Source organism: Heyndrickxia sp. FSL W8-0423, from assembly GCF_038009395.1.
In the GTDB taxonomy this organism is placed as follows: Bacteria; Bacillota; Bacilli; order Bacillales; family Bacillaceae_C; genus Heyndrickxia; species Heyndrickxia sporothermodurans.
The window spans coordinates 341,241-353,113 of the sequence record NZ_JBBPBE010000001.1 but is presented as its reverse complement, the minus strand read 5'-3'; the positions used below and the strand labels follow the sequence as shown (position 1 = coordinate 353,113).

General features: G+C 36.4%; 19 protein-coding genes. 17 read left to right on the top strand and 2 right to left on the bottom strand.

Going from position 1 to position 11,873, the window contains the following annotated elements; all coding sequences use genetic code 11:
* The first annotated feature begins 37 nt into the window (after positions 1–37).
* From MKY81_RS01645 to MKY81_RS01615, 7 genes are all read left to right on the top strand, one after another.
* On the top strand, positions 38–562 hold the full coding sequence (locus MKY81_RS01645; protein WP_341116383.1) for a carbonic anhydrase: 525 nt from the start codon (positions 38–40) through the stop codon (positions 560–562).
* Entirely contained in the window at positions 559–843 is a 285-nt protein-coding gene (locus tag MKY81_RS01640) for a hypothetical protein (protein WP_341116382.1), read from the top strand. The genes MKY81_RS01645 and MKY81_RS01640 overlap by 4 nt, the downstream gene beginning before the upstream one ends.
* A gap of 3 nt (positions 844–846) precedes the next feature.
* Positions 847–1,215: a DUF2294 domain-containing protein gene (locus MKY81_RS01635; RefSeq protein ID WP_066231773.1), complete on the top strand. Its 369-nt coding sequence runs from the start codon at positions 847–849 to the stop codon at positions 1,213–1,215.
* A gap of 297 nt (positions 1,216–1,512) precedes the next feature.
* Positions 1,513–1,722 carry a hypothetical protein gene (locus tag MKY81_RS01630; RefSeq protein WP_066231776.1) on the top strand — a complete coding sequence of 70 codons (210 nt, stop codon included), beginning with the start codon at positions 1,513–1,515 and terminating at the stop codon, positions 1,720–1,722.
* Positions 1,723–2,547: 825 nt separating this feature from the next.
* Complete coding sequence (locus MKY81_RS01625; RefSeq protein WP_066231947.1) at positions 2,548–3,378, top strand: VanW family protein; 831 nt, start codon at positions 2,548–2,550, stop codon at positions 3,376–3,378.
* A gap of 15 nt (positions 3,379–3,393) precedes the next feature.
* On the top strand, positions 3,394–3,825 hold the full coding sequence (locus tag MKY81_RS01620) for an SRPBCC family protein (protein WP_235598327.1): 432 nt from the start codon (positions 3,394–3,396) through the stop codon (positions 3,823–3,825).
* A gap of 10 nt (positions 3,826–3,835) precedes the next feature.
* Complete coding sequence (locus MKY81_RS01615; protein ID WP_066231778.1) at positions 3,836–4,096, top strand: hypothetical protein; 261 nt, start codon at positions 3,836–3,838, stop codon at positions 4,094–4,096.
* 79 nt (positions 4,097–4,175) lie between these two features.
* On the opposite strand, the gene MKY81_RS01610 is transcribed toward MKY81_RS01615, so the two are convergent.
* Positions 4,176–4,718 (bottom strand): integrase, encoded by a 543-nt coding sequence (locus tag MKY81_RS01610; RefSeq protein WP_235598328.1) that lies wholly within the window; start codon positions 4,716–4,718, stop codon positions 4,176–4,178.
* A gap of 220 nt (positions 4,719–4,938) precedes the next feature.
* Between MKY81_RS01610 and MKY81_RS01605 the strand changes: the two genes are divergently transcribed.
* The 8 genes from MKY81_RS01605 to MKY81_RS01570 all read left to right on the top strand — a co-directional run bounded on the left by MKY81_RS01605 (position 4,939) and on the right by MKY81_RS01570 (position 9,619).
* The gene (locus tag MKY81_RS01605) at positions 4,939–5,412 is read left to right on the top strand and encodes a hypothetical protein (RefSeq protein WP_341116378.1); all 474 of its coding nucleotides are present in this window, start codon (positions 4,939–4,941) and stop codon (positions 5,410–5,412) included.
* Positions 5,413–5,430: 18 nt separating this feature from the next.
* Positions 5,431–5,925, top strand: coding sequence for a hypothetical protein (locus MKY81_RS01600; protein WP_108070970.1), 495 nt, complete (start codon positions 5,431–5,433; stop codon positions 5,923–5,925).
* 160 nt (positions 5,926–6,085) lie between these two features.
* Positions 6,086–6,661: a nucleotidyltransferase family protein gene (locus tag MKY81_RS01595; protein WP_108070853.1), complete on the top strand. Its 576-nt coding sequence runs from the start codon at positions 6,086–6,088 to the stop codon at positions 6,659–6,661.
* A complete protein-coding gene (locus MKY81_RS01590) occupies positions 6,658–6,882 on the top strand; it encodes a hypothetical protein (RefSeq protein ID WP_066231788.1) in 225 nt (74 codons plus the stop codon). Before MKY81_RS01595 ends, MKY81_RS01590 begins: the two co-directional genes overlap by 4 nt.
* A gap of 14 nt (positions 6,883–6,896) precedes the next feature.
* On the top strand, positions 6,897–7,658 hold the full coding sequence (locus MKY81_RS01585; protein WP_341116376.1) for a kanamycin nucleotidyltransferase C-terminal domain-containing protein: 762 nt from the start codon (positions 6,897–6,899) through the stop codon (positions 7,656–7,658).
* 15 nt (positions 7,659–7,673) lie between these two features.
* Positions 7,674–8,222 (top strand): 2'-5' RNA ligase family protein, encoded by a 549-nt coding sequence (locus MKY81_RS01580; protein ID WP_341116375.1) that lies wholly within the window; start codon positions 7,674–7,676, stop codon positions 8,220–8,222.
* Position 8,223: 1 nt separating this feature from the next.
* A complete protein-coding gene (locus MKY81_RS01575; protein ID WP_341116374.1) occupies positions 8,224–8,688 on the top strand; it encodes a helix-hairpin-helix domain-containing protein in 465 nt (154 codons plus the stop codon).
* 247 nt (positions 8,689–8,935) lie between these two features.
* Positions 8,936–9,619, top strand: coding sequence for a TerC family protein (locus MKY81_RS01570; protein ID WP_341116373.1), 684 nt, complete (start codon positions 8,936–8,938; stop codon positions 9,617–9,619).
* A gap of 19 nt (positions 9,620–9,638) precedes the next feature.
* Here MKY81_RS01570 and MKY81_RS01565 read toward each other — a convergent pair whose 3' ends face one another.
* Positions 9,639–10,211 (bottom strand): hypothetical protein, encoded by a 573-nt coding sequence (locus MKY81_RS01565; RefSeq protein ID WP_341116372.1) that lies wholly within the window; start codon positions 10,209–10,211, stop codon positions 9,639–9,641.
* A gap of 150 nt (positions 10,212–10,361) precedes the next feature.
* Here MKY81_RS01565 and MKY81_RS01560 point away from each other — a divergent pair, with 150 nt between their 5' ends.
* Both MKY81_RS01560 and MKY81_RS01555 read left to right on the top strand, forming a co-directional pair.
* On the top strand, positions 10,362–11,213 hold the full coding sequence (locus MKY81_RS01560) for a VOC family protein (protein WP_341118726.1): 852 nt from the start codon (positions 10,362–10,364) through the stop codon (positions 11,211–11,213).
* 39 nt (positions 11,214–11,252) lie between these two features.
* The gene (locus tag MKY81_RS01555) at positions 11,253–11,855 is read left to right on the top strand and encodes a nitroreductase family protein (protein WP_108070841.1); all 603 of its coding nucleotides are present in this window, start codon (positions 11,253–11,255) and stop codon (positions 11,853–11,855) included.
* Positions 11,856–11,873: the final 18 nt, after the last annotated feature.

Below are 11,873 nucleotides of genomic sequence, written 5' to 3'. Positions count from 1 at the left end.
AATCAAAAAATTATAAACATAAAGGGAAGTGTACTAAATGAATCTAGTTAAAAATCAAAAAGCATTAGTTTTAACGAACATTGAAAATGGCTTGGAGACTATTTTACAAGAAGTGACTAATATTCGAACAGAAAACATGCTGACTTTACAATGCTACGGTCCTGTAATCTCAAATCCTTATGGAGATATAATGAGGTCTATTATTATTGCTATTTATCAGGAAAATGTTGAAGAAATTTTCGTTGTAGGAAAACAAGATAAAGAGAATACCTCAGTTAAGGTACTTACTCAAATTGATTCAATGAAAGATAAAATACAAACATTAGATTATCTTTTTCAATATAACAAGCCCGAATTTTCGGGTGTTTCAGTCAAAGAATGGTTATATGGGAAGGAAAATGAAAATGCTAGTGACAATATCAAAAAGTGCGTTAATATCATTCAACATCATCCATTAGTACCATCACATGTTAAAGTCAAAGGTATAATAGTTAGCAATGATGATGGCAAACCTATAATTGGTGAGATTCCTACTAATATAACAGTGTCAAGTCTTACATGATCGTCAAAATAATTAGGCTCTTTTCTAAAGGATTGTTGCTTCCAAATATTAATCCACAGAGTGGATTGGAGCGGAAGGCAATTGACTCCTGCGGGATCAGCTGGACAGATGAGACCCCGCAAGAGCGAAGCGATGAGGAGGCTCATCGCCAGCCCCGCGGAAAGCAAGTGCCTGTAGCGGAAAGGAACGGACCATTCCAAAAAACAACAAACTTTACGAAAACAGCCTTTAAAAAAACATATGAGAATATACTAATTTTTCATTCTATAGGAGATGTATAATTAATGAAAATATCTAAAGGAGCTTATGAATCTGAGATTAGTAAAGCAATTACTCAATGGGAAAAGGACTATCTTGGGCGTGGGTCTTTAACCGTTAAAACAGATATATTACGGGACATGATCATTGTGAACTTACAAGGTATTTTAACACAAGCCGAATATGCTGTTTGTGAAACAAAAGAGGGATTGTTAACTATAAAGAAAACTCGTTCAGAATTAGTTGAATCAGGTATAGAAGATCTTAAGAAGATTATATTAACTAAAACCGGGGAAAAAGTGAAAAGTTTCCATACTGATATAAGCTCTCGCACAGGTGAACGAGTGATGGTATTCAAATTATATAATGATCTCGAGAAAACTCTTTTTACATAATGAAATAGAGGGACGTCATTTTTTAGAATTGAAGATCCAAAAAGGTATTGGATTTTAATCCAATACCAGAGTTCCAGATAATGTGGTGGTAGGAGGAAATCCAGCTATAATTATTAAAAAAATAGAAGTTTAAGGGACAGTCCTTTTGAAATAATGTGTCAAAGAAATATTTTTTCGGTCTTAAGGGAACTCTTTTAAATATAAATCAGTCCGTGTTATAATGAAAAATTAGAATAATAATTGAACGGATGCCAAAAAAAGCCTCCGCCAAGCACTAAAAAATGGAGGTGTAAGAGATTGAATAAACGATGGACAATCGGCGAAATTAAAAAATTTGTTGAGAACAATTCGGAAAGTAAGTTACTATCGACTGAATATCACGGTTTTTCTCAAAAGTTACTGTTTAAATGTTCATGTGGCAGCAATTTTGAAAAAACATTTACGAAGTTTAAGAAAAATAATCAACGAAAATGTGACGTGTGCCAACCGCCAAAAGCGTCACGCTAAGCAAAGTACCAATTTCTGTTAACTGGAAATTGGTTTTTTTATTGACGATAAAACGAAACATTCCGTTTGTGGATCAAAGAAAAAAGTTTGTGCCGCATAGAATACGATTAGTGGATCATAGAATCTCATTTGTGGATCATAGGCTTCTTCTCGAACGAGGGATTTACGGTTTGTGGATCATAGAATCCTATTTGTGACGCATAAAAATCGGTTTGTGGATCATAGAATCTCATTTGTGGATCATAAGGTTCTTTTCAAACGGGGGATTTTCCGTTTGTGGATCAAAGAAAAAAGTTTGTGCCGCATAGAAAACGATTAGTGGATCATAGAATCTCATTTGTGGATTATAGGCTTCTTCTCGAACGAGGGATTTGCTGTTTGTGGATCATAAAAAATAATTAGTGCCGCATAGAAAATGATTTGTGGATCATACAATGTCATTTGTGGATCATAGAGTTCTTTTCAAACGGAGGGTTTGCGGTTAGTGGTTCATAAAAAATGATTTGCGCCGCATAAAATTCAATTTGTGGACCATACAATGTCATTTGTGGACCATAGTCTTCTTTTCAAACGACAAATTTACAGTTTGGGGACCCAAGCATTTCTAAACTAACGAAGTCAATTGTTAATTAAGGACAATTGACTTTTTACTTACAGATAGAAGAAGGAAATCACTCAATTTTATAGAATTGTAATAATTTAGAATGAATATCAATCATTTTCTAATTATACGAATGCGGAATTCATTGAGGAATACGATAACACGTTTGATGGGGATAAACTTATTTATCGATTTGAAAATAGGAGTTTGTAGGGGTGTGGGAAATGGAGTCACTAAAGCCGATACATAGGAGTCCGATTCGAATTTATTTTGGAAAAAAGTACTATCGATTCAGGAGGTATTTGGATTGGTACTTCGGACGCAAGAAATTTTCGTTAAAAAAAGGGGATACTCCATTACAACATGTTATTTTTACCCACCAAACTGTCCTTATGCGAGAATTAAAAGATGTAAAGATGTGGTTGCAGCATAATAAAGTGAAGAATCTTCGGCTTGCAACGGAGAAACTAAATAAGGTGGTCATTAAACCTGGTGAAACCTTTTCTTATTGGCGATTGCTTGGTAATACAACGAGAAGAAAAGGATATGTAGACGGAATGATTTTACATTATGGAAAAGTTCAAACAGGGGTAGGCGGAGGGGTGTGCCAGTTATCGAATTTGATTTATTGGATGACACTTCATTCTCCGTTAACAGTTACGGAACGATACCGTCATAGTTATGATGTTTTTCCGGATTCAAAACGTAGCCAGCCGTTTGGGAGTGGGGCGACTTGTGCATATAACTATCTTGATCTACAGATTAAAAATGAAACAACTCATTCCTATCAATTAGTTGTATACTTAACTGATACTCATTTAGTTGGGGAATGGAGATCAAACGCTCCTCCGATTCATTCCTATGAAGTATACGAGCAGGATCATATGATTAGACAGGAATATTGGGGAGGGTATGTCCGACACAACCGAATTCATCGGAAAAAGTTTAATCTAAATAAGCAGCAAATCGATGATGAATTTGTTACGGAGAACCATGCAATAATGATGTATGAACCGTTGCTGGCGGAGCCTTCATTTAGTGAAATGAATAATTGAAAAGAGGGATTTTCCGTGAATAATGTTACGAAAATGAAAATAAACAAATCTGCAAATGAAGTGTTTGAAGCATTCGTAGATCCTGCAAAAATCGGGAAGTTTTGGTTTTCATCAAGTTCTGAAAGATGGGAACAGGGCAAAACGATTACTTTGAGATATGACGAATACGGTGCAGAAGCTAACATTAAGATTTTAGAAATAGTGAAAAATAAAAAAATCGTTTTTCAATGGGGAGAAGAGGGAAATATTGTAACAATCACTCTCCAAGAGGTGGATCAGGATGGTTCAATTATTGAGATCGTAGAAGAAGGTTTTAATGAAATTGACGATCAATTTTTAAGTCATATAATTGATAACAAAGAAGGCTGGGTGTACGTATTAACCTGTTTAAAAGGTTATTTAGAGTTTGGGATTGATCAATTGCGGGCGGGATTGGTGAAGGATTGAGGGGATAGTATTGAAAGAAAATATGCTTGCTCTGTATTTTAACATGATTTTAGGAACAATCGGAACCATCCTCGTTGCATTAACTGCATTGGGGTACCTGGTGAAAACAAATGATGGTAATGGATACATCATTATCTTTCTCGGATTTATTTTTACTATTAGTTATATCAATTTTTTAGAAAAAAGAGCGGGAGTAAGTAAAAAATTGACTTGGATAAGAGCAATTGTATCGATTGTTATTTTTGCGTCAATTTCCTATTTCTATTTTTAATAATCATTTATATCAATTTTTTGCTTATTGTCAAAAAAAGAATCAGTCATAAAAAAATCCGACTGATTCTTGTATTTCTCTATGCAATTTGTTCGCTTTGCTCGGCTAGAAGTTTGTTATAAAGAGTCAAATCTCTTTCATATAAATGATGATAAGTGGCTAAGCCTTGAGCTTTTACTTGTTCGAAGCTTTGCCAATCGACAATTGCAAACTTTTTATTCATTATTTCTGCATTCGCCCAGGCTGTCTCTTCAAAAGCAATATTCATTAAATGCTCTTCAATCAGCATGCCAAGCAGTTTGATGTCGCTATACTGTTCTTTTAGTGAATAGCTTTTTTTCATCTCAAAGATCTCAATTGTTCTTTCAAGTGAATCCATTAAAGCTTTTCGATCTACTGCATGACCTAATTCATGGATAGTCAATGCTTTTATATATGCTTCAGGTGAAATAGGTGTTTCCGCTAAGACTTCTTGGACACGTTTAACATCATAACCTACATTGTTAAAAATAAAATTATAACTCATATTTATTCCATTATTCATTTGCTTTAATTCGATATCCATTCCAACAGCATCCATCGTCGACTGTATCCATTGCTGGATTTGGTTTCTTTCTTTCACTCATTTCCCTATCTTTCTTTTTTTATTTCTATTATAGTAAGGAATTTTCCAAACGAGACCAGTATATAGTAAAAAAGATTGCATTTCTACAAAAAAGGCACCTTTTTTTATCCTTTAGTATTTTTTCGAAAATCTGATTCAAAAAATGTAGGGACAAAATATAAAAGTATTTTCCGATAAATATGATTTAGAAAGAAGCATTTTTAAGGAGAATCAACGAATGTCACATGATTATCTCGAAGCGATATACACGGTTTTAGAAAAGGGAATGGCTGCCAAAGAGGTTGTTTGTTCCATTACGACTGGATTCCGATCGGTTCCCTCCATACGAACTCAGCCAGGGTTGAATCCTTATCATGCCTCTGTAGCAGATGTTGGTTATGGATTTGACGCGGTGCAAGGGACCATTGATCGAATTCGAAACGGAGAATCGATGCCTCTTGCAATGGAAATGCTTGTTTTTGATTTGGATACTCTTCGAATAAGTGCCCAACAATTACAGCCGAATTTTGAGTTAGCGGTAAAAAATGCTTCCTCGGAAGTCTACTATTTGGTTGAACTAAGCAGGGACTTAAATAGACAAATAGAGCAAAGAATTAGGGATGCAATAAGATTAGCTCAGGAGTTATTAGGGGATAAGTGGCAAGAAATCCGTTCGCGTATTGAAAATATTCAAGCGGTTCCACGGCTTTAAGGGGGGATACCTTTGGTTATGAATGATGATGAGAGACAGCGACTGCTTGACTGGTGGAACACAATGGAAGCGGCAAAACCAATGGTACGACGACTAATGTCCCTAATTACCGAGCTTCGATTACATCCACAATCAAGTCATGCCGACGGTATAATCTTATTTTACAGGGCAGCCTCGGAAGTTTCCTATGGATACGCCGGTGTGAGAGGGTGCATTAGGAGAGCATTTACAAGTGAATACGGTGAGGCCATTAGAATGAATATAGTAAATTGCCATCGTTTTGCGGATAGATTTTCAGTTGATACGAACGTTCTATTAGAACGGGTAGCTAAACAAATAACCGGGAAGGATGCGCTGCAACTAGTCCAACGAATTAGAGAAACTTTACGAGAAAATGATGTGATGCTCGAAGAAATAAATAAGAAAGCCAATGCTTTTTTTGGAAAAAATACATTCCAATCGATGAAGAAGAAAGTGAAGGAATCTAATACATTGTCGAAGGTAGATGCATGATCGGGTGTGTGGGACAAATGAAAGATCAAACATGAAAAGGACGCTATTTTAGTCATAAGGAATAGTGACCTTTTATTTTTTTTGTAGGAATATTCTTCAAATTCCGTTTATTGTATATAGAGATTTTGCTATGATAGACCTATCTAGAGAATAGGAGTTTATGAATATGTTAAAAACCGAGTCAGATATTATCCGAATCATTCAAGAAGATGCATGGATGATGGCTATTTTACATGCGGCAAAGACGTTAGATTTGCCTGATTGGTGGGTGTGTGCCGGGTTTGTTCGATCGAAAATTTGGGACACGCTCCATCGGTTTTCCGAACGAACACCGTTGGCTGATGTGGATGTCATTTACTTTGATCCTTCGTTTGTAGATGAATGTGTGGAAAAGATGTTGGAAGACAAGCTTAGAGAGATTCTTCCGAATGTACCGTGGTCAGTGAAAAACGAGGCAAGAATGCATTTAGTGAATAACATCCCACCGTATACTTCATCCGTAGATGCGATTTCAAAATTTCCAGAAACGGCCACTGCTTTAGGAGTCAAACTGAATGAACATGATGATGTCATTTTAACGGCCCCTTGTGGGATAGGGGATGTACTTGCTATGGTTGTGAAACCAACTCCGTATTTTTCCGAAAATGAGGAGAGAAAGAAAGTTTTTGAAACACGCGTTATAGAGAAGAATTGGGGAGCAGTTTGGAATAAGGTGTTAATTGGAGGAAAACTATGAAATTAGTTGGGTGGATACTGATAAGTACATTATTAGGATATGGACTTTTTGCACTTGGTCCCTTATTAGGTGGATTTATAGCTTTCGGAATTGTCGCCGGATGCATTTTTCGAGGCTTGGCTTTATTAAAAGAATTAAACGAAAAGCTGTCTGTTTTGGTACCTGATAAGGATAAAGTAACCGAAGCGTATGAAAAATATATTAATGAGAAAAACGCATAGATTGGAGGAATAAGATGCTTACATTCCCAGTACCTACAACAAGAGAAGAAAAGTTCAACATGATGAACGAGATAAAAGATCGGTTACTATCGAAACATGGAACAAAAATTTTAGCCATTGGCGTATATGGTTCAATCGGACAAGATAAGGATGGACCGTATTCAGATATTGAAATGCATGTAGTATTGGAAGACGGCGTACAGCTAAAGGGTCATGAATTTATCTATCATAAGTTTAAAATAGAAATCGGCATGAATCAAAAAAAGGATATTTTTAAAGAAGCTACAGAAATTGATGAATCCTGGCCGATTAAAGCAGGTGCTTTTGTACATATTACTCCTTTATATGATCCAACGAATCTATTTGAGGAATTGAGAAAGATGCCATTTCAAGCTTCTGACGCTGTTTTTAAAGTAGTGATGAGAGAATTCATGATTTGGGAACCTTATGAGACGGTTGGTAAACTGAGGAACAATTTTATGAGCGGAAATTTTGATTATTTGACTTTAGGAGCGAAGGATTTAGTTTGGCAAACAGCGAAGCTTATTGGACTTGCAAATAGGAAGTTTTTTACAACAAGAGCAAGAACTTTTGAAGAATCATTGTTAATGGAGTCCAGGCCTGCAGGCTATGATGAGCTTGTGCGAAAAGTGATGGCTGGAACGCTAGAAGACAAGGAGTACATATATCAGTTATGTGAAAAATTGTGGACAGGTTTGAATGAATGGTTTGCGGAGTTAGGAATTGAGTACAAGGTGCAGGAGTTACCGTTTTAAAAAAGAGGTGTGAAGATGTACGGGATTATAGCGCATTTTGATCGGGAGACAGAGGAATATATTAAAACAATATGGAAAGAACTAAGTGAATTATCGATTTCTTCATACGCGGAGGAAGTACGAAATCGAAGACCTCATCTTACGTTGGCTAGTTATAATGCGTTAGATGAAGAAAAGTTTATCCGAAGGTTTACCGATTTTTATGAAAGCGAGTTTGAACTACCGGTTGAAATGGGTTCATTAGGTACATTCATGAATTCCGGGTTACTATTTTTAGCGCCAACGCCATCCATTGAATTACTAGAATTTCATGATAGATATCATCGATCTTTTGCAGACTTCGCCGATCTTTCGGATTCATTGTATCTTCCAAATAAGTGGGTACCGCATTGCACATTAGCGAATCGTTTGAGTTTGGGGAAACTAAAGGAAGCTTTAGTTTATTGTTCGCAACGAATGGGAAAAATTCAAGCAAAGATATGCGAGGTTTCAATTATCAAAATGGTCGACCGTATGACAGTTCCAACAATACATACGTGCTATTTAAAGGAGGAGAGGAGGTAAAATGAAGAAAAAAACGCCGAAGCTTATGTTAACGGAAGTGGAGAGGGAAGCATTACGGAAAAATAAAATTCGTCTTCATGAAATAGCGGATATAGATGTAGGGGTTTTGCACGATCTATTAGGTGGAACATTGGAACGAGCAAAAGAGCTAAAAGCCTCGGCGGAGTTTCAAATGATTCCATCTATTGGTCCAAAATTTTCAGAGGATCTGATGAAGATTGGCTTTTTCAGCTTAGATGAGTTAAAAGGAAATGATGGTGCCGAATTGGTTGATAGAATGGAACAATTTTACGGAGTTTGGCTGGATCCTTGTGTTGAGGATCAATGTCGGTTAGTTGTGCATTATGCGGAGCATCCTAGTAGTACGAAACAATGGTGGGATTTTACCGAGGAGCGAAAACTGTATCGTGCGAAATATGGGTATCCGAGTAATCGCCCTGCTAAATCGTGGAATGAAGTTGAATAATTTTTGAAGGCTGCTCGTATTGAAGCGGCTTTTTTTGTGTCTAACATGATTTTGATCCACAAATGAGATTCTATGATCCACAAACCGATTTCTATGCGTCGCAAATTCAACTTTATGATCCACAAACTGAAAAATTGACCTCCGATAGGTTGTACTTTTTTATAAACCTATTGAATACTTATAAATTGATGCTGTCCAACTTTAATCAACATCGTCTTTAATAATTCAGAAGAAACGAGGCGATCGGGTGCACGAGTTTTTTAAGGTGTTTTTCATCAATTTGGTATGTGACATTGATAATATGCTTATTTTGGGAGCGATTTTGCGAAGACATTCTTATTTAAATATGACGATTCCTGCTGCGATTGTTCTGACTTTCATGCGAACCGTTTACGTCATTTTGATTAACGAAGGGCTTTCGGGTATTCCGCTATTTCAATTGCTTACAGGACTTGTTTTGCTTTTTATTGCATTTAAAGTGGTTACTATGACCATTTCAGGGGAGGATTTACTTTCACGTTCGACCCGTTCTCCGAAATCAAAAGTGAACGTTTTATTGCTTCTTATGGGTACGGACTTTTTGATTAGTTTGGATAGTGTATTTGTAATTTCCGGGATTTCGCAAACCATTTTCCCTGTGGCTACCGGCATTTTTGGCAGTTTGATGATTTCATTGCTTTTTATGTCAATCATTATTAGGCTAGCGAAAGCTTTTTTTTGGATCAATATTATTGCGGGTGGTTTTATTGCTCAGAATGCGATGATTGGAATGAGTAAGGATCCATGGTTGGCAGATTGGATCAGCCAGATTAATCAGTCTTTTCCGAATGTAAATATCGTAAATATTGCAGCCAATGGGGCCGTCATTCTCATTGTTGTGATTGGGGTGTATTCTTATATAAAACATCACCGCATTATTATTGATAAGTAGGCAACTAAGATCGCCTACTTTATTTTGCTTTTATCGGTATGACTTTTTCTAGGCGGTAAAAATAGCCCTTTCCAACTTGCCATGTGTTAGGCATTGATTTCTTCGATGCATTAAGTCGTAGTCTTACGGTTGCTAGTGAGGTTAGGCCGCCATCGATATAGTGAAATCCTTGATTTCGTTTCGTTATGTATTTCTGGTGAAGATTTGGATCACGAGTCCCGATGTATTCGGAAAAATAAAATAAACTTTCCTCCAAAAGTTTAAAACCAATAGATAATTCTTTTTTAACATTATTCAAAGATAATTTTACATCATTAGGAAGTGTGGAAGGGATGTTTAGTCCAGCTAAGTGTTCTGAGCCTTCGATAAACTTATTTTTCGCAGAGGTAATCATCATATATAATTCTTCCTCGTTTATTTCTTCATTGAAGGTGCTCAATGGTTTGATACTAGTTGCTATAATTTCAAAGATATTTTTTTCAAATTGGAAATATCCTTGAAGTGTGGGATCTTCCTTTTTTTGTGCAAAAGAGAAGGCAGGAATCGAAAGCTGAATACATATTAGTAATAGGATAGCAATGTATTTACGCATGAGGTGAAGTCCTTCCTACATCGTTTTTATTAGTATGTGACGAAGCATAATATTTATGTATTTTTAATTACTTGACTAATATAGGTATAAAAAATATAATAACTTACATAAAGTAACCTATCTTTTTTTCAACTGGGAGGTACTATCATGATGGGATTCCATCAACCACCACATACATTTGTTGGTCAAGTTGATTTGAAGGTTTCCAATTTGGAGCGTTCATTACAATTTTATCAAGAGATTATTGGCTTTCAAATTTTGAAGCAAGCAGATAAAAAAGCATTATTAACAGCGGATGGGAAAACGTCATTGTTATCGCTTGAACAATCGGAGGATATTATCCCGAAGCAGCCGCGAACAACCGGGCTTTATCATTTCGCCATTCTGTTACCTCGTCGTTCTGATTTAGCCGCTGTTTTACAGCATTTACTCCAAACAGGTTATCCATTACAAGGAGCATCTGATCACCTTGTCAGTGAGGCGCTTTATCTTGCGGACCCAGATGGAAACGGAATTGAAATTTATTCTGATCGAAATCCATCAACATGGGAATGGAAAAATGGAGAGGTGTCAATGACAACGGAAGCATTGGATGTTCGCGGTTTGCTTGCTGAAGGAAGTGGAAAGCAGTGGGTGAGACTTCCAGAAGCGACATTGATAGGTCATATTCATTTGCATGTATCCGAATTGCAAAAAACGGAGGAGTTTTATTGTAAAGGTCTTGGCTTTGATGTAGTTACGAGATATGGAGACCAAGCGCTCTTCATTTCGACAGGTGGCTATCACCATCATATCGGATTAAACACGTGGGCTGGAATTGGCGCACCGAAACCGGCAGAAAATAGTGTGGGATTAAAATGGTTTTCCCTCATGTTACCAAGTGATGATGCAAGAAAAAAAGTAATCGAGCAACTTCAAGGAATAGGTGCATTAGTTGAAGTGAAAGATGGAAGTTACTTTACAGAAGACCCTTCAGGGAATCGGATAAAATTAATGAGTTAAGCAAAACTATTTTTAAAAGACAACAAGGAGACGAAATTTATGAACAAAAATGATTTTTATACAGCAATTGAAAATAGACGTTCTATTTATGGAATTAGCAGTGAAGCGGTTGTTTCAAATGAAAGAATTCAAGAAGTCATCAATCATGCGGTAAAGCATACACCTTCATCATTTAATTCTCAAACAGCAAGAGTAGTTGTGTTAACAGGTGAAAGCCATACAAAATTATGGAACATCACAACAGAAACACTTAGAAAAATTGTTCCAGCTGAAAACTTTGGTCCAACTGAAGACAAAATGAATGCTTTCGGCAGTGGTTACGGTACTGTATTATTCTTTGAAGATAATAGTGCAATAGAAGGATTGCAAAAACAATTCCCATTATATGCTGAAAATTTCCCAATTTGGTCATTACAATCAAACGGAATGCTTCAACATGTTATCTGGACATCTCTTGAGGTAGAAGGATTCGGTGCATCATTACAACATTACAATCCATTAATTGACGATGAAGTGAAAAAAGAATGGAACATCCCAAGTGATTGGAAGCTTCTTGCTCAAATGCCATTCGGTAAACCAACAGCACCAGCGGGTGAAAAACAATTTGCTCCATTGGAAGATCGTGTGAAGTTTTATAACTAATAAATTAAGCATACAGGT